Genomic DNA, 19,924 nt, shown 5'->3' with positions numbered 1-19,924 from the left:
AGTATATCTAGAAAGTCTATTTCGGCAGATTCAAAAAAAACAGAGCTAGTCAGTCACATTAACAGCGCCTAGAGGGACAGCCACCCGAACCAATGTCCCCTGCCCCTCAAGCGATAAAATATCCAGTGTACCATTTGCAAGTTCAACGCGTTCACGCATACTGCCAAGCCCAACACCGGCTCTTGAACAGTTCTCTACAGAAAAGCCCTCGCCGTCATCCTGAATATACAACACACAACTATGACCTTCCTGCTTGATATGAAGCGATATATTACTTCCTCGGCTATGCTTTGCTGCATTGGAAAGTGCTTCTTGAGCGACACGAAAAAGGACGGTCTTCTGCAATTCACTGAAAACGTGTTCCGAAAGATCAAACGTGCTGGAAAACATAAAGGCAGGATGCATTATCGATATCTCATTGAGCAACCAACGTAATGCTGCAATGAGTCCCAAATCATCAAGAATTGTTGGACGCAATGCCATAATGATGTGCCGCAGTTCTACAATTGCTCCTTGTAACAACTCTATCATTTTACTCAGTTTTTCAGGAGCCACTTCCGCTCCACGCTCCATGCGCGCAACTTCACTTTCCAACAAATACTTAATGCCGGAAATTGTCTGTGCGGTGCTGTCATGCAACTCCCTGCCAATCCGCTTACGCTCATCTTCCTGTGCAGAAAGAACACGCTTGGAAAGCAGCTTCATCTGCTCTGCCGTGCGTTTTTCAAAAGTAATATCTTCTGCATAGATCGCAACGGCACTGATATCCAGACTCTCTGTAAATACAGGATAAAAAGACACATTCCAGCACCGATTCACGTCCGTCTCAATGTGTTCAGCAACTCCCATAAGCAAAACAGCTTCAAATGCGCTACGCCATACATTCACAACCTGCTTGTCCAATCTCGCAAACACATTCACACTGTCGGCAGGCTGCCCTACAGAATGAAATTCCAATTCAGCTGCGTGGTTCATCGTAATAACCTGCCCCTGCGTATCAACTAGCAGAGCGCAGTCGCTCATTGAGTTCATTAACGCCTTTAAGTTATTTTGATGCTCATGAACCTTACGCTCAGCTTCAATTCGTTCACTAATATCAATAATGAAGGCGTAAATAAGCCTGCGCCCTTTATTTTTAACCCCGGCAAAGTGAACTTCTACATATTTCATCTCACCATTTGACTGACGATGCAGAGCAGTAAAAGAAACATGTCCAGAGCGTTTAACTTCTTCGATTCTGTCTTCAATAGCCGCAACAGACATCCCCGTAATATCTTGTAACGACTGTCCAACCATATCATCCTGTTCATATCCGTAAAACTCTGCCGCCCCGATATTTATTTCTTCAATTTCAAATGTCACCGAATCCCAGATAAAACGTATGCCGTGCTTATTAAGAAAAATATTTCGGAAACGCTCTTCACTTTCAACAAGAGCCTGTTGCTGCAGCCTGCTTCGCTCAACCTGCTCTTCGAGCATGTTGTTTAGTCTAGCAAGAACAGTCGTACGCTCTTTTACTCGTTCTTCAAGCTCGTCACGTGTTTGCTTCAGACTAATCTGGGCAGTCTTCTGATGGGTTATATCTGTAGCCACGAAAAAATATATACGCCGAGCCTCATCAGCTTGCACGACCTGTGTTCGAGTCTCAAACCAAATATACGTACCGTGCTCACTTAACTTACAGCACTCTCCGCGTATTTCCTCCTGAGACCCTCTTACTGTAAAAAGGCTTTCTCCAACACAACGCCACAAACTGGTTGATTTCTGCCTCAGCTTTTCAGCTCCGGCCCCTTCCAGTGTACCAAAATTGTCCTCAAAGCACTCATTCCAGTACAGGGGAGAACAATCTTCTGAAAACAATGCAACTGCTATTGGTCCTGTATCAAGAACCTTGAGCAACAAATTGTATGGAAGAACTGCCTGCGCAGAGGGGCGCCCCGCCGAACAATAGGCGGCTTCAGCATCGCAAACATGCTCCGCAACCAATGTTTCAAAGTCATTAGCAGACGGCTGCTCGTCAAGACCATGTCTCACTCGCCCATTTTTTTCTGAAACACCTGCCATGCAATTCTCCCATACTGATATAAATACTTTAGCTACTTATACTCATACGAAAAATTTGGTTAATTGCAACACGTTGCGCTACTTTCTAAAATAGTTCTCCATAATTATTTCTTTTATAATTAAACAAAGCACCATCGCAAAGCCTCTCACAATCGGTAACTCACTATTATTCATACTTATAATAACAAAAACACCCTACAGAGAGTACTCTCTGCAGGGTGTTATCTGCTTTAGAAAACATATCAAGTTTCCCTAAAAGAAAAGGGAATCATAAGCAGTAGTGTTTTATACCACCTCTACACGCTCACGCTCTCCATAAGTTCTGTAGCTAATGAAGCAATACGGTCAGGATCATCACAGGAAAGCAATTCCTGTAACGATTCAAACGGAAGCATGTTGACATCATAGTCAACAGTTAGCGTTTGCGTAAATATGTTCAGGTTTGTCTTTTTGATAGCAGAACTTCCACTTTTAGCTGCGTTCTGCAATTGCGGCAGCTTAGGGTGATTACGAATGGCTAAATCAACTTTAACCTTCAATCTTCCCGGCGTATGTTGTTTTACCGTAAGGTACTCTTTTAATTCTGCTAAAACCCGTAAATCCATTATACCATATCTCCTGCGACACGCTCGCATCAGAAGCAATCTGACGTATTACAAATAAAAATTTTTCTAGAAAAAAAGCAGAGGTTCATTACCACTTCACCTCATTATTTGCAAACCACATCAAGGAACTTTAACCATGTTAAATTACAACAAATCAATGATATGGAACATGACAAGGAATTGTAATTTTCAATGCTCATACTGTTATTTCCCGCATAAAAATGAAAAAATAACAAATCCTATCACTTTTGAATCACTATTAAACTTCCTTAACAAAAATGATGACGTCTGGTTAGTTGGCATGACCGGTGGAGAACCTTTTATTTATCCGAATTTTGTTTCTCTTTGTGAGCAACTTACAAAAAAACACTTCATAGGTGTTGATACCAACCTCAGTTTATCAAAAGAAATTAAAGCATTTGCAGAAAAAATATCTCCTTCACGAGTTAATGATATTTATGCATCATTACATATTGAAGAACGAGAAAAAAGAAATGCAGTTCAAAATTTTATTGACAATTACCATACGCTTGCAGATGCAGGGTTCACTATTAAAGTTAACTACGTATTGCATCCCACAATGGAAGCCCGATACCCAAAAGACGTTGCATTCTTTAAAGACAACGGCATTCCCATTACCCCGCGTCCATTCAAAGGCATCTACAATAATTTAAAATATCCGCAAAATTACTCGTCTGAAATCAAAAACATCTTCGCCGACCATCCGACGGCAGGAACCAAGATGGTTTTCAACTTCCGCGGTGTTGACTGCAAGAGCGGGCAAACATTTATACGCATGGAACCAGACGGAACCATCTTCCGCTGTCCTGGAGACAGAACCGTTCTTGGTAACATTCATGAAAACGTTAATCTTTATGCCTGCGCTACCCCATGCAACGTCAACAGATGTCCATGTCAGGGAATTAACTACGTAAAACTCAATCCAGCTGAAGGCTGGTTTATTGAGGGAATGCGTTTATTCCTCACAGGCGCAGAAAAAAATGCAGCCAACGCATTCCGCCAAACTCTCCTCTATGACAGCGAACATTCCAGTGCGCTAAATAACATTGGAGTCTTTGCATACGAGAACAAAAACTATGCGCATGCAAAACGACTTTTTGAACAAGCGCATAACTTCCACCCACAAGTCCCACTATTTAAACAAAATCTTGAAATCGTGAAAAACACCCTTGAAGGAGACAAACAGTTATCTATCCATCCTGAAATCAGTGAAATTGTGCGCCCCAGCGTCGTAAATTACGAGTACTCTGTAACACCTGAGCAAAGCACTGAATGAGGGGAAATAACAATTCAACACAACGCATTACAAAAACTATAATACTATTTTTCCCCGTAATGATTCACACACTTAAATACTTGCGCATGCGACTGTGAAATTCTTACCAAGGTGCAGTAAATACTCATGAGTTCTACATACAACATCCTCATGTACTCACATGATACCTACGGACTTGGGCATATTCGACGAACAATGGCTATTGCACGACACTTAAGTGCTCCTGGGGTTAACATTCTTATTCTGACAGGTTCCCCTATAGCCGGTCGCTTTCCCATTCCTTCCGGTGTCGATTTCGTACGCATTCCGGGAATGATTAAACAAAGCAACACGGTCTACGTACCGCACTCCATTAAAGTAAATCCGCAAAAGGCATTGGATATCCGTCAGGAAATCATTACTGCTACCGCAAAATCGTTTGATCCTGATCTGTTCATAGTGGACAAGGTCCCTGTAGGGCTCAAAGGTGAGGTACTTCCCGTGCTTCAATGGTTTAGAACCTCACGCCCCAATACCAAAGTAGTACTGGGACTGCGCGATATTCTCGATGATTCTGCCTCCACACGTGCAGAATGGAATGAAAAAAACTACTTCAATGTACTGGACAATCTGTATTCTGAGATTTGGATTTACGGTCAGGAAGATTTTTACAATCCCATCGTTGAGTACGGTCTTCCGGTATCTATCAGCAATAAATGTATTTTCACAGGGTACATTCCCCGCCAGACACCCAACAGAAAAGTCACGCTTAAACAACTTCTGAATGGAAATGGAAATGGAAGCGATGACTCCACCAAGCTGGTTGTTGTTACGGCAGGTGGAGGAGGCGACGGCTACCACATGCTGGATACCTACCTATCCATGGTAGAAGAAACTCCTGACCTTCCATTTAAAACCTATATGGTTTCAGGTCCCTTTGTCCCGCAGGACCTACAAGATTCTCTCGCAAAACGAGCCAAAAAAGCTGGGGTTATTTTCGCCACGTTCCATAAGCGACTAGAAAAAATCATGGCTGCAGCAGATCTCATTGTCAGCATGGGCGGGTACAATACAATCTGTGAAATTTTATCACTTAAAAAAACATCACTTATCATTCCGCGTGAAAGCCCGCGGCTGGAACAACTCATCCGTGCACGCGTATTACAGTCCGCCAAACTGGCAGACTATATTAAGTGGGATTGCCTCACCACATCTTCACTGCGAGAAAAAGTAACCACCATGCTGGAAGACACTTCACAATATGAACAAAGCATTAACGCCTTCTCCATGACTGGACTTGATATCATTCGCTCCCGATTATCCGCGTTCAAAGGAGACTCTATCGATGCATAATACTCCCACACTCGGTATGATCCTGAAAGGATACCCCCGTATCTCAGAAACATTTATTTCAAACGAAATAAAACTGCTGGAAGAGCAAGGCTTTGCTATTCATATTTTCTCAATGAGAAAACCACGTGAAAATTTCTCACATAAGTCCGTAAAATCCATCAATGCAAAGGTTACCTATCTTCCTGAACATATTTCTCTAGGTTTTCCACGTCTGCTATGGAACACAATTTTATGTGCCCTGCTACACACCCGTACCTTCTGGAAGACGTTCAGATTCTTTCTCTCCCGCTTTAAGGAAACCCCAAAGGTACATACATGGATAAAACACTTCATGCAGGCATGCGTCGTTGCCAACGCTGTGGAGCCATTCAACATTACCCACCTTCACAGCCACTTTGTGCATACACCGACATCCGTAGCCATGTATGCAGCCAAGCTTACTAATATTCCGTTCAGTTTTACTGCCCACGCAAAAGATATCTACACCCAAAAACCGGAACGCGTTGCCCAGAAAATGCAACATGCGCTTTTTGCAGTAACCTGTACCAAATACAATAAACTTGCACTGGAAACCATTGCACGCACATTCCCATCCCCTAAGGCTCCTCCTCTTTATGCATTGGCTCCTATTAAAGACGGCTCTCCGGTTCGAACTCCTCAACCGGGCTACTGCCCTGTGCACACAATCTACCATGGAATAGACCTCTCTCTATTCTCCACGCAGCAAGGCAGCCTTACAGCCGATCCTCCATACTCCATTCTCACAGTGGCACGGTTGGTAGAAAAAAAAGGGCTGGATACCATCCTAGAAAGCCTACGCCTTCTCTTATTACGAGACATTCCTTTCCGGTACACACTTATTGGTGAAGGTCCGCTACAGGAGAAGTTAGAAGGCCTCATTTACCAATACGGGCTTACAGAATTTGTAGAATTCACAGGCACATTGACACATGAAGAAGTGTTAAACCATTACCGCAAGGCCGATCTATTCCTGCTTGGATGCACGACAGCTCAAGATGGCGACAGAGATGGCATTCCTAATGTCCTTGCTGAAGCAATGGCAATGGGCGTTCCTGTTGTGGCAACTCGCGTATCTGGAATCCCAGAGCTTGTAGAACACAACAAATCAGGGCTGCTCGCTCCATGTGATGACGCGGAAGCCCTTGCTGATGCCACAGAACAGCTGCTCACAAACGAAGCACTTCGGCAGACCATTATTACCGAAGCTGAACGTAAGGTGCATAGAGTATTCAACAACAGACAACTTATTATTCAACTTGGACACATTTTTGAAAAGAATGGTGTTGTAAGAGAAGAAATAGACCCCCTGTCAGAATTAGAATGGTCGTCATCATGAGAATAGCGTTTTGCACTCCGTTTAAACCACTAACACATTCTCGCATATCCGGTGATGTGACCATTGCAGACAATTTAGCGACCTTTTTCCGGACGCAAGGACACGACGTGTGGATAGTTCCACAACTAACAACCCAATATCTTTGGAAAAAGCCTCGGAAATGGGGTGAAGCATTCACAACCATTCATCATATTAAAAAAAAATTACAAAAAAACAGAAGACCAGATGTATGGTTTACCTACCACTCCTACTACAAGGCGCCAGACATTCTCGGTTCGTTGGCTGCAAAAGAAGGCATTCCCTACACCGTGTTTGCGCCTTCGTACGCTGCTAAACGGAAAAAAAGCTGGGAGACAAAACCCGGATACTACCTCAACAAAAGGGCTCTTCAAAAGGCAACGCATCTTTTTACAAACAAACTTCGTGACATAGATGGACTAAAAATGATTGTCCCCCCCAGCCGTATCACGTTCATTCCTCCCGGAATCCAAACTAAAAAGTTCAAACGGGATGAAACAAAACGTGCAGAGTATCGCGCTGCATGGAAAGCAACAAACAGCATTGTTATCTTAACAGTAGCCATGCTGAGAGAAGGTACAAAATCAAAAGGCGTGGAACACGTCATCACAGCTTGTCACAGCCTCTTAGAACAAGGACACGACATTAAACTTGTGATTGCCGGAAAAGGCGTCATGCGTTCTCATTTAGAAAAAAAAGCACAGAAATTATTACCAAACAAGCATCAGTTCTTAGGCTTAATTCCCCCTGAGAACCTACCTCAAATTTATTCCAGTTGCGACATCTTTGCCTTCCCTGGAATAAACGAAGGACTTGGCATGGTATATTTAGAAGCACAAAGCTGTGGACTGCCAGTTGTTGCATGGGATCATGATGGTGCCCCACAGGTAGTGCATAACGGAAAAACGGGAATTATCACCCCGTCATATAATGATACCGCATTTGCACAGGCCATAGGTTCTCTGGCGGCATCATCAAGACTTCGAAAAAAAATGGGATCAGCTGCAACCAGCTACGTTGAAACTCATCACAACATAGAAAAAAATTATAGAGAGTTGGACGCACAGCTTCGCGCCCTTGTAAAAACATAAGCCAACGCCTGCACAAGAGATTATCATGAAACAAACACAGATAGGTCTCCTGCGTCACGCCCCCACAGCATGGAATGCCATTAAACGAATTCAGGGGCAGTATGATGTTCCGCTTCAAGAAGATAGTTTTGAACATATCAACAGCTGGGCTTCCTCAATCAAAAGACACTCTTGGACACGAATTGTTACCAGTGATCTTTCACGCGCCCACCTCACCGCACTTGCCTTAAACAGATACCTGCATGTTCCGGTTGAACTTGATTCGCGCCTGCGGGAACAGGACTGGGGCATATGGACAGGTGATTCTATCAGTCGCCTGCGTGAGATCGACTCTGAAGAAGTTGATCGTCAGGAAGCAGCGGGCTGGGACTTCACCCCTCCGAACGGTGAAAGCAGAAAAGAAGTACTTAGCAGGACCCTTGAGGCATTGCATGAAGCAACCCGCCGTTGGGAAGGAGAAAACATTCTAGTCGTAACCCATCAGGGGAATATTTCGACTGTTGCTAACCACCTGCTGCAAAAAAAATTTCTCCCTGAAGAAGGAAAACTTATCAAAAAGTATACTCTTCATCGTATCTCTGCTGAAACAATACCACCTGAAACAACACAGTTTTCGGTGATTGCTCTTAACGAGGTGCTGTAATGCGTGTTGTCCACTACTGTCAGCATGTACTGGGCATGGGGCATTTTTTCCGCAGTCTTGAAATAGACAAGGCCCTTGCGGGACATGATGTTACGCTCATTACAGGCGGCACCCCTGTATCCATATCTTACCCTGATCATGTGCAGGTTGTTGAGTTGCCTTCCCTCTCGATGGATGAAGAGTTCGGTACGTTTATCCGTAAAGATACCAAAGGGAACAAACAAGTACTCACAGAGCAAGAGCTTGAAAGTATAAAAAAACAACGCACCGCAATTCTTATTGAAACAATCAAGAAGTTGCAGCCTGACATTTTTCTTGTTGAACTTTTCCCTTTCGGGCGCAAACAATTCAGCTTTGAACTTATGCCCGTGCTTGAGCTTGCCAAACAACACGCTTTTCCCAACATGCAGATTGTGTGTAGTGTGCGTGATATTCTTGTTGAAAAAACAAATCAGAAAAAATTTGAAGAGCGGGTTTTGAACATTCTTAACACGTACTTCGATGCTGTCCTTGTGCACACAGATCCAGAGGTAATCACACTGGAAGCAACCTTCCCGCGTATTAACGAAATCAAAATTCCTGTCTTCAACACAGGCTATATCACCCCGCTACCGCATGACATCAATCCTGAAGCCGTACGCAAGTCACTGTCTATCGCCTCCGATATGCCTTTTATACTCGGTAGCATCGGCAGCGGTTCTGTCCATCCAGAAATTATAGAAAATCTTGCTGCAGCCTCAATTCAGCTTAATACATCCACGCCGCACGCATTACTGATCTCAACAGGGCCTTTCATGCAGCCCGAAGTCCAAAAACGTATTCGAGAAAGTTGTGCACCTCATCCGCATATTACAGTCACGGACTTCATCCCCGATTTTATCAGCTATCTCAGCGCAGCAGACCTCTCCTTAAGCATGGCTGGGTACAACACCACCATGAACCTGCTGGCAGTGAACACATTCGGCCTCGTCCATCCTTTTGATCAAAACCGTGAACAAAGGATGCGCTCAACAAACCTGGAACAGCTTGGAGCACTAAAAATTCTTGAGCAGGATGATATGATTCCTGACAACCTTAGCTCCATGCTCAACCAGTACCTCAACCACCCGGCTCCCCCACCGCAACATCAAGTTGATCTGCAAGGAGCGGCAGAGTCTGTCCGAATCTTAGAAAACCTATAATAAGCTGAACCAATAAGAAATAGATCTACAAACATCATAAGGCTCAAGCTTCAAAGGAAGAATACGGCAGAATATTAATTTTTATTTTTAGATAATTGGAGGCAGTGACCTATGGCAAAACAACGACCATACATTTCCGCTCTATGGCACGCAGTTCCTTCCAATATTCAGGCAAGGCTTGCACAAAGTATTCAAGCAGGCATTGATACCTATATAAAATACGGACGCCCCATGGGAGAAATGCCGACAATCTTTTTCCGTGCGGACGACATTGCCATTCCATCAACACCTTGCCGAACAATGCTTCAAATCTTTGCAGAGCACGACACGCCGCTGGCACTTGCCACTGTGCCTGCATGGAGTACTAAGTCTCACGTTGATGCTCTACTTTCAATCGCACCTGAAAAAAACCACTTATGGTGCTGGCATCAACACGGGTGGTCGCACGTGAATCACGTCAAACAAGGCCGCAAATGCGAATTTAGCACCGACAGACCTTATGACGAATGTGCTGAGGAGCTTCAGAAAGGCTTTGAGACGCTAGCTTCCTTGTTAGGTGATACTTTCTATCCGCTCTTCACACCACCATGGAACAGAATTTCATATTCCAACATACAAACTTTAAAAGAAATAGGCTGCAAAGCTATCTCGCGGACAACATCTGCCCCACATCAAAACATCCTGCCGGACATTCCAGTTAATGTAGATCTCCATACTCGTAATGAACTGACAGCAGAAAGCGCCTGGAACGGCCTGCTATCAGAACTAAGCGCAGGCATTGCCTCCGGTCGATGTGGGGTCATGCTCCATCACGACAGAATGAACAAAGCTGCCGAAGACTTTTTGAAACGACTTCTGATAATCTTGCAAAGCTACCCCGTACAACCTGTTCCCATATATGCCTATATGCTATGATGGCGATTACTCATGATTTTGCTCGAACATAGACCAGCGCTGTATAGTATGCGGTCAGAGCATGTTACCTTCGCTGCATAACGCCATGAAGAAGGAAGCCGCTCCCCAGCAGACTGACATACTATAGTACGCTGCGTACCATAGGAACATCTATGCCGGAAAAAACAACACACACCGATTTTTTTGCCCATGGTGACAGCCAGCGTATCGGCTTTCCGTGGAGCAAATCGTTCGATTTTGCGGTTCAAAGTTTACGGAATCGATTCACCCGCTCGCTCATCACTATGAGCAGCCTTATTCTTGCTGTTGCATTTCTGGCATTTATTCTAACTAACTTGAATATCGCAACCGGCCTTGTCCAGTTTGGCGGCACCCAGTTTGCGTCACTCCTTTCAGAAATGGGATTCGATGTAGACACGACACTCGGCACGGTAACAACCGGCCCAAAAGAACGCTGGATTGTCATACTATCCCTTCTTGTCTGCACTGTAGGCATCGTTAATGCACAGCTTATGTCCGTCACCGAGCGCTTCCGCATTATCGGCATATTTAAATGCCTCGGTGCCCTTGATTCCATTATCCTGAGATTATTTCTTATCGAAGCAGCAATTCTCGGCATTATCGGAGCAGCCATCGGCGCAGCGGCAGGCATTGCCTTTGCGTTCCTTAATGGCCTGGTCAACTTCGGTGTAGCATCATTAATTCTTGTATCATTGGTCGATGTGTTTATCTCTTTTCTTATTGCCACAGCCACGGGTTTTACCCTGAGCATCATCGGCGTCTTGTATCCAGCTATCCTTGCAGCACGTATGGACCCAGTAAAAGCACTCAATGCGCAACATTAGGAAGTACCCATGACACGCACGCTTTCACAATCAAAACGCACCCGCTTACTTAAGGCACTTTGGTATATGTTGCGCAAGCCGCATAAGGCACTGAAAGCAATTTATCGCGATAGATATGATGCTATATGGTGGCAACAATATGTGACCCAAAATTACGGTCTTGAACTCGGACTACCGCAGATAAACCTGCTCGACCTTATTCCAGAGTTTGAAGAAACTATTTCGCCCTATGCCATGCTGGAAGCCGCCGCAACGCCTATGGACATCGCCCTGCTTAAAGGTCTTGCCCGTTCCTTTGAGGACTGTGACTATCTTGAAATAGGCAGATGGCGCGGCGAATCCATCACCAACGTGGCTCCACACACTAACAATTGCTATTCACTGAGCTTATCTCCAGAGCAACAAGCACAAGCTGGATTCAGTAGCTCCATGATCCGACAGGATGGATTCTTTATTAATGCAACACAGTACCCAAATATTACATGCATTAACTGTGATACTCTCTCGTTCGATTTTTCAAGACTGAATAAAAAATTTGATCTCGTCTTTATCGACGGCGACCATCACGCAGCAGCGGTTACCAGCGATACAAAAAACATTTTCCCGCTCTTAAAAGACGATGACTCCATGATTGTATGGCACGACTATGCCAACTCACCCGAAAAAATCCGCTGGGCAGTTCTGGCGGGTATTCTGGATGGACTACCGCCAGAAGAACACAAAAACCTCTATCACGCCTCAAATACCCTTTGTGCTGTCTACACACGCAAACCGTTGTCAGCTACGTATCAGGAGTTTGCCATAACTCCGGATAAATTTTTTGAAGTAACCATCCGCGCCCATAGGCTGGAAGCTCCGGCAATCGGGCATAGCCAGGGAGAGGCTCGATGGAAGAGAAGCAAATAATTGTCCGTGTGGAAGGTGTAAAAAAGACCTTTAAAATGGGTAAGCAGCTCGTCCATGCTCTGCGTGGTATCAACCTGGAAATTTATTCTGGTGAATACCTCTCTATCATGGGGGCTTCCGGCAGTGGTAAAACAACGCTGTTCAATATGGTCGGCGGACTGGACAAGCCGACGGAAGGGAAAGTTTTCATCGATGAAGTCGATATCTCCCAGCTGGATGCGTATGAATTGGCATGGCTACGAAACCGTAAAATTGGATATATCTTCCAGACATTTAACATCATCCCAACATTGACCGCGCTGGAAAATGTCACCCTGCCTATGACGTTTGCCGGACTGCATAGCGATGCGGCAACAGAGAAAGGACTTCAGCTACTGGACTTGGTCGGTCTTGGCGCCCGACACCAGCATAAACCTTTAGAGTTATCCGGTGGCCAGCAGCAACGTGTCGCCATCGCGCGTGCATTAGCAAACGATCCTGCAATCATTCTTGCTGACGAACCCACAGGCAACCTTGACCAACGAACTGGTGAAGAAGCTATTGAATTACTACGCACCTTGTGCAGAGAACGCGGCGTGACCATCATTACAGCAACACACGACTACAAAATGATCAACGTCTCAGACCGTGTTGTCTGGGTTAAAGATGGTCGAGTTGATAAAATAGAACGCCGTGACGAGTTAGATATTTCTCTTGGAACAATCGGAGAGAAGGAGCATTAATGAACTCCATCTTTGCCATAGCACCCCGAAAAAACACAAAGCAATGTTTGGCATTGTTCCTTGTGCTCTGTCTTCTGTTCTGCTGTGCAGTTCAAAACAGCGCTGCAAAAATATCTTCTGACAGTGCAAGTAAATTCAGAAAGACCACCTATGCGCTCTCTCTTCTCCATGACAGATATACTGGTTCACAGGGAGCAAAAGAAGCCGCCCGCTTTATCCACGAACACTTCAAAGCCGATTTCACTAATAATGACAAAGTGAAAACAGGCATTCAGTCTTTTCTTATTCCAGTAACACATTTCAAAATAGGTACACTGAAAAAAAACGACACCATTCCTCAGCAAACCGTTGTATTACCACCTCTTCGGCTTAATGCCGTCACCCCGCCAACGACTCCTGCTAAAGGTATTACTGGCCAGATCATATACGTAAAAGGTGGCGACCTTTCTGAATTTAACGGTAAAGATGTTCAGGGTGCCATTGTTATTATGGACTTGGACTCAGGAAAGAACTGGATAAATGCAGCCCAGCTGGGTGCATCAGCACTTATCTACGTAGACCACATAAATAATAAACCGCCCACTAAAGCACTTTTTAACGACAAGTTCGAACTTACTCCAATAAACTTCCCCCGTTTCTGGATTTCACGCGAGAAGGCTGTGAAACTGTTTGGCGATCTTAATACGCTATACAGCCAAACCATGGCTCAAGACAGAGACATTATGGTTACTGTCTCTGCTAATGTGCAGTGGGTTCAGGCAGAAGGGGAAAACGTATGGGCATTCATTCCCGGTACAGGAGAAAATGCAGACGACAACTTCATGCTCATAGAAGCATTCTACGACACAGAATCATTTGTTCCTGAACATGCTCCCGGTGCTGACGAATCAACGTCTATTGCCACCCTGCTCTCTATTGCAGAACGGCTGGAAAAAAATCCGCCTAAAAACTCCGTATTACTGCTCGCGACATCAGGGCATGCCCAAAGCAATGCCGGAATGCGATCCTTTGCATCACTTTTAACACAACCACTTGATGACATAAAAAAACTCTCTGTCACTCTTAAACAAAAAGCTTCCGACACACGCGAGACTGTTGCAATACTTAATAATCCAGACCTGCTGTCCACACCAGAGTCATTGAGTATCTACTCCCCACGAGAATGTGAACTGCTTCGCCTTGCTCTGGAATCAGTGTCCAAAACTCAGGTAGACTTGTTCACTCGTGAAGTTACCCGACTGCGTCTTGCGGCAACAGGATCTAAAGAAGACAGTGACCGTATTAAAGAATTGGCTGCTAAGCGATTAGAGCTCCGCAATCTCGTCTGGCTAAGTTCTAAACAACAGGCACAACGTCCTATCCCCCCTAACGAACTCAATCTATTACGCAGTCTTGTTGCACTTGCCCTTGCAGAACAGCAGGAACGTTTTGCAGACCTTGTCGTCAGATTGCGTAGTGTAGAAAGCAAGCGCTTATTAAAAGAGACTATTGGCAAGCGAACATTACAAGCGGGCTTTGGTCTGTACCTCTCTACACACGGTACAGGTATAGGTGGATTTACCCGTGGATATCTCTATGAATTGAAGCAAAGCGTTAAACGAACATCATTCTTTGCTCCATTATCAGAACTCATTACAGAACAGGCTAAAAAACTGCCGAACTATGACGAACTATGGCAAGATTCACTTCATCCGACTCCAACAAAACCATGGCAAAGTTATCTACCAGATATTCCCACATTCAGTGGTGAAGTGCTGGCTCTCGCAGGCTTCCCCGTGCTCACTCTGGCCTCGTTACATGACTTCCGTCCATTGTGGGGAACCCCGTATGATGTTTTAGATGCAATGGATCAAAACTACGCACTTGAGCAGAATGAATTTGTCACCTCGCTGATTGCAAATTTATCCAACACGTCTCTCCCTGCTATTACCCGCGGTAGAAACGGATTTGCCACTCTTGGTGGCAGCGTAAACTTACAACGGCAGGGCGAACCATTTCCTGACAAACCTGCTGTAGGCACCCTTATTCTTGCATATCAGGGACCATCACGATTCTATTCCATGGTGAACACTGATGGTAGCTTCGAACTACCGGGACTTGCCACATCGCAGCAAACTATCCATAAAGCCGTAATTGAGGCCTTCAAAATTAATCCTCAAACAGGTCTCGCAGTATGGGCAGTGGACAAACCAAGCACTGGTAAACGCAATTACCGTGTAAAAATGCGCCGCAACACTATGGGGACACAGCTCACCATGTTTGACTGCGCCCAGTCTACTCTGTTCAACCTGCTTGATGCCCGTACTCTTGCATACCTCTACCGAACAGAGATTATTGATGCACGAACGGAAACCAGTCCATTGCGTTACTGGTATTCAAGACTGGACACCCGCAGTTCCACGCTGGGTACATTCTTTCTTGAGCCGGATGTCCCTTACAAACTGACCCTTTCGGATACCGTCCTAGGCAAAAAGGTATTGCTCCTTAACAACAGCCCTGAAGACCCCCTTGGGAAAGGGTACCTGACCAGCAAATGGCCGGTAATTCCATTTACTGAATACCACGCAGCCAAAGATATGTGGACGCTTCTTGTTCCCCGCATCAAGAACTTGGAAGAAAAAGGAATTCGCAACGAACGGATAGCCGACCTTTACCGACAAGCACAAGCATACGGAAAACAAGCAAAAGAATACTACACCCAAAAAGACTGGGTTGGTCTGCTCAACGTCTCGCGTGCTTCTCTTGCAACTGCGTCACTTGTCTACAACGATATCGAAGGAACCCAACGTGACGTTCTAACAGGCGTACTCTTTTATATTGCGCTGTTTATTCCGTTTGCATATTGTCTTGAAAGACTACTCTTCGGCTTTGCTTCCATCTACAAACGCATCTCAGCGTTTCTTGGCCTGCTCATTCTTACCATTCTTATTGTCTACCTTGTCCACCCTGCGTTCCAATTAACGTATAGTCCACTTGTGGTAATTCTGGCATTTTTCATCATTGGGCTATCCTTCCTTGTATCGGCACTGATCTTCCTGCGTTTCGAACGGGAGGTTAAAAGTTTCCAGCAGCAGGCGCACAACATCCGCGTTTCTGAAGCAAAAAAAAGTGCAGCATTTGCAGCCGCCATGGCCATTGGAGTAAGCAACTTACGCCGCAGACCATTACGTACAGCGTTGACCATCATAACACTCACGATCCTGACGTTCACTATTATGAACTTTACCTCTACCAAAAGTATCCGCACTGCCGGATGGGTAGAGTTCAGCAAAACTGCTCCCTACCACGGTCTGCTTCTAAAAAATCCAAACTGGCGGGATATGCCGGTTGAAGCACTGCAGATTACAAATGATCTTTTCGGAGCTGAGGGTCTTATTGCTCCGCGTGTATGGTTTGAAATTGAGGACAAGACACGTGCTCCATTCCTGCCGATGGAATACAAGGACAAACAATCATCAGCGCGCGCCCTCATAGGTCTGGCTCCAACGGAACCCGACATGAGTTCGCTATGCAAGCATCTCGTATCCGGCTCATGGTTTGAAGAAAATGACCAACACGCCATTATCCTTCCAGAAGACATTGCGAAACAACTCGGCATAACACACATAGGGGCAATTGCACCCAAAATCACCTTCTGGGGCATTCCTTACACAGTACGAGGAATCATAAAAAACAAGGCATTAGCAAAAAGCAAAGACCTTGATGGTGAACCTATAACACCGATCATCTACCCGAACATGGCTGCTTCTGACTTAAGCGATACAGAAGCTGAAGCATTAACCCGCGGAGAAGACTTGCTCCGCTATGAAAGCAGGTATGAACACATAAGTGGTGCGCGAACTGTTATTATCCCCGCCCGCACACTTCTTGCTGAAGGCGGCGCACTCAAGGCTATTGCCATTAAAACAGGACAGAACAAGCCTGACGATGTAAACCACGGCCTCCTGAATATTGGCTATCGATTTGGCATGCTCATATTCAGTGGTACAACTTCCGGAACGTACCTGTACTATGCTACCAATTTCATAAGCTATAGTGGGCTCTCCACTATTCTTATTCCGATAGGCATTGCGATATTGATTGTTCTGAATACGATGATCGGTTCTGTGTATGAACGACGCAGCGAAATCGGTGTCTATACCTCAGTAGGGCTTGCACCATCCCATGTTGCCTTCCTTTTTGTGGCAGAATCATTGGCCTTTGCCGTTATCAGTGCGGTATTCGGCTATCTCATTGCACAGACGATTTCCGGATTTATGGCAGGAACAGCGCTCTGGGCAGGCATGACTGCCAACTACTCATCCACCGCCGGTGTCATGGCAATGCTTCTCATTATTGTTGTTGTGCTTATATCCTCAATCTACCCTTCAAAGATGGCATCTGAAATTGCCATCCCAGATGTAACCCGCGCGTGGAAACTTCCAGAACCGGAAGGTGATGTCATGCGCATCCAACTACCGTTCCTTGTTCGAGCCTCTGAACAAGCATTCGCCGGTGGATTCCTATTTGAATACTACCACGGACATGCAGATATCTCGCATGGGGACTTCTCAACAGAAAAGCTCACATGCAGTTTCCTGCCTCCTGAAGATCTGGTGGAAAAAGGACTTATTCCAGATGCAGTGCAACAAGATACTGCCGGAGACGCCTGCCTGGCTTTTGATTTTAAAGCATGGCTTTCCCCGTTTGATTTTGGTGTGCGCCAACACGTGCAGCTTATTATGTGCCCATCCGAATCGCACCACGGTTTCAAGGAAATTCATGTGGTGATTACTCGCGAGGCTGGAGAGAAACGAGTATGGCAAAATCTTAACAAGCCGTTCCTCCACGGACTGCGCAAACAGCTCCTGATATGGCGTTCCATCGAAAAAAGCGCCAGAGAAGAGTACGAAACGGACTTCAAAAATGCTCTTGCTGCAAAAGGAAAAGATATTCCGCATACAGCTATGGAAGATAAAGGAGACAGCGCATGAACACGTTACGACTCCCAGCTCTAGTTTTCGCCATTCTTCTTGGCTTGCTCATGTGCGCGGCAGGTCCCTTTAACACAGCATGGCTGGAAGGGACTCCCCTAGGTGGCGGTCATTTCCCTCTTGCGCCGTTCTTTATTTCTTTCATTTTATTTATTGTTACGGCAACAATTGCGTCGTCAACAAATTCAAAACCTATTCTTAACGGGACAGAACAACTTGTTGCCTGGCTATTTATGGTCATAGGAATAGGCATTGGCTACTCAGGTCTTGCTGAATCATTTTTCCTCAATATTACGGCACCAATTTACTACGAGAGCGGTGGCTATAGCTGGGTACAAACCCTCAGCCCGTACCTGCCAGAATCTTGGTACATGAATGATCCTGCTGTAGTGAAGCCCTTGTATGAAGGATTTACTGGCGGGCATGAGATGAGCATCATGCAAGTCGTACAACAAATTCCTTGGGCAGCATGGACAGGCGTTCTTTTGCTATGGGGACTGTTTATCATGATCGCCTACCTCACTATGCTCTGCCTCGTAAATCTGTTTGGCAGACAATGGGTAGAAAACGAACGCGTAAACTTCCCACTGCTGCGAGTCCCACGTTTTTTGAGTGAAGCGCTGGATGCAGGACGCATGCAGGAGTTCCTTACCAATAAATTTTTACTATGGGGCATCGCTATCCCCGTATTCCTGCATACGATTAACGGGTTAAGTTATCACTACCCATCGATTCCACAATTTCCACTGATTGTACTCGCTGGACAATACTTCCCCAAATATGGACTTTTTTCGGGCTTCAACAAACTGCAACTATACTTAGTTCCCGCATATATTGGCTTTGCCTTTCTTGCGACACGCCAAATCGCCTTCAGTTTTTGGTTCTTTTACATTTTTGGTGCATTCTTCATGGGTGTTCTCTACGTGATGGGCTTTAATATTCCTCAGGCAGCTATGGGGATCAATTTCGGTCCTAACCTTGCCCGCCCCGCAGAGGCGACCGTCATCGGTTCAACCCTTGTGTTCTTCCTGTTCATCCTCTGGCTCTCCAGAGAGCATCTCTACAAAGTTTTTAAGTCCGGCTTGAAGAATACGGAAGTGCACAATGGTGAAATTATTCCTGCAGCATGGTCATTATGGGGGGCAATTTTTGGAACCATAGCAATGATGGTCTGGTGCCGCTGGTTCGGTATGTCCATAGGCAGCGCTGTTGTCATGCCTGTACTATTTTTTATTATTCTACTGGTTGTATCCCGTGTTATTACACAGGGCGGTCTACCGCAATTTATGCTTACAGCTGCACCATCAGACGGTGTTGTTGGCTTGATGGGAACCCGTTTCCTCGGTCCCGCTGGCATTGCGCTTACTGCCGTTATACAGAAAATGATGTTCCTCGACGTCCAGGAATCACTCATGCCGAACCTTGTACACGGCAGTAAAATTTCAGAACAGGCAAAAAACAAACGCCGCTTCTTCATTGCTCTAACAATTCTCCTTGCTCTATGCGTCTGCACGGCTTTTTGCTCTATGCTTATTCTTGGATACAAAACCGGTCTTCGCGATCTCAAGCTAGAAGTTGAAACACAGTCCGTACTTTCAATCTACGAGAATGCAGGCAGGTTAATCGATGCACCACTCAGCGCGAACTCATGGATTACCTCCTTCGCACTTCTCGGTGTAATCATCATGGGCACCCTTGTATTCTGTTTCTATAAATTCCCATGGTGGCCGCTTCATCCAATTGGATTTATAGCAGCCTATAGTAAAAGTATGCGCATTCTGTGGGTTTGTTTCTTCCTGGGATGGCTCTGCAACTATCTGGTACTGCACTACGGAGGGACATCACTGTATCGAAAAATCCAGATGGTCTTTGTAGGACTCATCATAGGTGACATGCTTATGGGAGGTATCTGGGCCATTGTGAGCTTGTTCTCTGGAATTGTGTATCCAGTATTTCCGGAACTGGGGGGCTAGGT

At 45.3% G+C, this 19,924-nt stretch carries 14 protein-coding genes; 12 read left to right on the top strand and 2 right to left on the bottom strand.

Translation table 11 applies throughout. The annotated features are described in order from the left end of the window. Positions 1-45 precede the first annotated feature (45 nt). Entirely contained in the window at positions 46-2,064 is a 2,019-nt protein-coding gene (locus tag BUR09_RS10575) for a sensor histidine kinase (protein ID WP_074216899.1), read from the bottom strand. 296 nt (positions 2,065-2,360) lie between these two features. Further along, entirely contained in the window at positions 2,361-2,669 is a 309-nt protein-coding gene (locus tag BUR09_RS10570) for a hypothetical protein (RefSeq protein WP_074216898.1), read from the bottom strand. 136 nt (positions 2,670-2,805) lie between these two features. On the opposite strand from BUR09_RS10570, the gene BUR09_RS10565 reads away from it, so the two are divergent. From BUR09_RS10565 to BUR09_RS10510, 12 genes are all read left to right on the top strand, one after another. Continuing rightward, complete coding sequence (locus BUR09_RS10565) at positions 2,806-3,966, top strand: radical SAM protein (protein ID WP_074216897.1); 1,161 nt, start codon at positions 2,806-2,808, stop codon at positions 3,964-3,966. A 126-nt stretch (positions 3,967-4,092) separates the two neighbouring features. Further along, positions 4,093-5,298: a glycosyltransferase family protein gene (locus BUR09_RS10560; RefSeq protein ID WP_074216896.1), complete on the top strand. Its 1,206-nt coding sequence runs from the start codon at positions 4,093-4,095 to the stop codon at positions 5,296-5,298. Continuing rightward, entirely contained in the window at positions 5,291-6,655 is a 1,365-nt protein-coding gene (locus BUR09_RS10555) for a glycosyltransferase (RefSeq protein WP_074216895.1), read from the top strand. Before BUR09_RS10560 ends, BUR09_RS10555 begins: the two co-directional genes overlap by 8 nt. Then, positions 6,652-7,764, top strand: a complete 1,113-nt coding sequence (locus BUR09_RS10550) for a glycosyltransferase family 4 protein (protein ID WP_074216894.1) — start codon at positions 6,652-6,654, stop codon at positions 7,762-7,764. Before BUR09_RS10555 ends, BUR09_RS10550 begins: the two co-directional genes overlap by 4 nt. Before the next feature lie 25 nt (positions 7,765-7,789). Further along, positions 7,790-8,407 carry a histidine phosphatase family protein gene (locus BUR09_RS10545; RefSeq protein ID WP_074216893.1) on the top strand — a complete coding sequence of 206 codons (618 nt, stop codon included), beginning with the start codon at positions 7,790-7,792 and terminating at the stop codon, positions 8,405-8,407. Further along, complete coding sequence (locus tag BUR09_RS10540) at positions 8,407-9,588, top strand: glycosyltransferase family protein (protein WP_074216892.1); 1,182 nt, start codon at positions 8,407-8,409, stop codon at positions 9,586-9,588. Before BUR09_RS10545 ends, BUR09_RS10540 begins: the two co-directional genes overlap by 1 nt. Positions 9,589-9,699: 111 nt before the next feature. Continuing rightward, positions 9,700-10,503, top strand: coding sequence for a polysaccharide deacetylase family protein (locus BUR09_RS10535; RefSeq protein WP_074216891.1), 804 nt, complete (start codon positions 9,700-9,702; stop codon positions 10,501-10,503). A 152-nt stretch (positions 10,504-10,655) separates the two neighbouring features. Continuing rightward, positions 10,656-11,348, top strand: a complete 693-nt coding sequence (locus BUR09_RS10530) for an FtsX-like permease family protein (protein WP_074216890.1) — start codon at positions 10,656-10,658, stop codon at positions 11,346-11,348. A gap of 9 nt (positions 11,349-11,357) precedes the next feature. Further along, entirely contained in the window at positions 11,358-12,254 is an 897-nt protein-coding gene (locus tag BUR09_RS10525; RefSeq protein WP_074216889.1) for a class I SAM-dependent methyltransferase, read from the top strand. Then, on the top strand, positions 12,236-12,976 hold the full coding sequence (locus BUR09_RS10520) for an ABC transporter ATP-binding protein (RefSeq protein WP_074216888.1): 741 nt from the start codon (positions 12,236-12,238) through the stop codon (positions 12,974-12,976). The genes BUR09_RS10525 and BUR09_RS10520 overlap by 19 nt, the downstream gene beginning before the upstream one ends. Further along, positions 12,976-17,949 carry an FtsX-like permease family protein gene (locus BUR09_RS10515; protein WP_074216887.1) on the top strand — a complete coding sequence of 1,658 codons (4,974 nt, stop codon included), beginning with the start codon at positions 12,976-12,978 and terminating at the stop codon, positions 17,947-17,949. Before BUR09_RS10520 ends, BUR09_RS10515 begins: the two co-directional genes overlap by 1 nt. Beyond that, positions 17,946-19,922 carry a DUF6785 family protein gene (locus BUR09_RS10510; RefSeq protein WP_074216886.1) on the top strand — a complete coding sequence of 659 codons (1,977 nt, stop codon included), beginning with the start codon at positions 17,946-17,948 and terminating at the stop codon, positions 19,920-19,922. The genes BUR09_RS10515 and BUR09_RS10510 overlap by 4 nt, the downstream gene beginning before the upstream one ends. The last annotated feature ends 2 nt before the right edge of the window (positions 19,923-19,924 follow it).

Source organism: Halodesulfovibrio marinisediminis DSM 17456 (assembly GCF_900129975.1).
Taxonomy (GTDB): domain Bacteria; phylum Desulfobacterota; class Desulfovibrionia; order Desulfovibrionales; family Desulfovibrionaceae; genus Halodesulfovibrio; species Halodesulfovibrio marinisediminis.
Note: the sequence above shows the minus strand (reverse complement) of the source record. Positions and strands in the feature narration are given on the sequence as shown.

Coding starts and splice junctions, on each gene's coding strand:
- BUR09_RS10525 (WP_074216889.1), top strand. CDS start 11,358: ATGACACGCACGCTTTCACAATCAAAACGCACCCGCTTACTTAAGGCA.
- BUR09_RS10545 (WP_074216893.1), top strand. CDS start 7,790: ATGAAACAAACACAGATAGGTCTCCTGCGTCACGCCCCCACAGCATGG.
- BUR09_RS10540 (WP_074216892.1), top strand. CDS start 8,407: ATGCGTGTTGTCCACTACTGTCAGCATGTACTGGGCATGGGGCATTTT.
- BUR09_RS10550 (WP_074216894.1), top strand. CDS start 6,652: ATGAGAATAGCGTTTTGCACTCCGTTTAAACCACTAACACATTCTCGC.
- BUR09_RS10515 (WP_074216887.1), top strand. CDS start 12,976: ATGAACTCCATCTTTGCCATAGCACCCCGAAAAAACACAAAGCAATGT.
- BUR09_RS10555 (WP_074216895.1), top strand. CDS start 5,291: ATGCATAATACTCCCACACTCGGTATGATCCTGAAAGGATACCCCCGT.
- BUR09_RS10560 (WP_074216896.1), top strand. CDS start 4,093: ATGAGTTCTACATACAACATCCTCATGTACTCACATGATACCTACGGA.
- BUR09_RS10565 (WP_074216897.1), top strand. CDS start 2,806: ATGTTAAATTACAACAAATCAATGATATGGAACATGACAAGGAATTGT.
- BUR09_RS10520 (WP_074216888.1), top strand. CDS start 12,236: ATGGAAGAGAAGCAAATAATTGTCCGTGTGGAAGGTGTAAAAAAGACC.
- BUR09_RS10535 (WP_074216891.1), top strand. CDS start 9,700: ATGGCAAAACAACGACCATACATTTCCGCTCTATGGCACGCAGTTCCT.
- BUR09_RS10530 (WP_074216890.1), top strand. CDS start 10,656: ATGCCGGAAAAAACAACACACACCGATTTTTTTGCCCATGGTGACAGC.
- BUR09_RS10510 (WP_074216886.1), top strand. CDS start 17,946: ATGAACACGTTACGACTCCCAGCTCTAGTTTTCGCCATTCTTCTTGGC.
- BUR09_RS10570 (WP_074216898.1), bottom strand. CDS start 2,669: ATGGATTTACGGGTTTTAGCAGAATTAAAAGAGTACCTTACGGTAAAA.
- BUR09_RS10575 (WP_074216899.1), bottom strand. CDS start 2,064: ATGGCAGGTGTTTCAGAAAAAAATGGGCGAGTGAGACATGGTCTTGAC.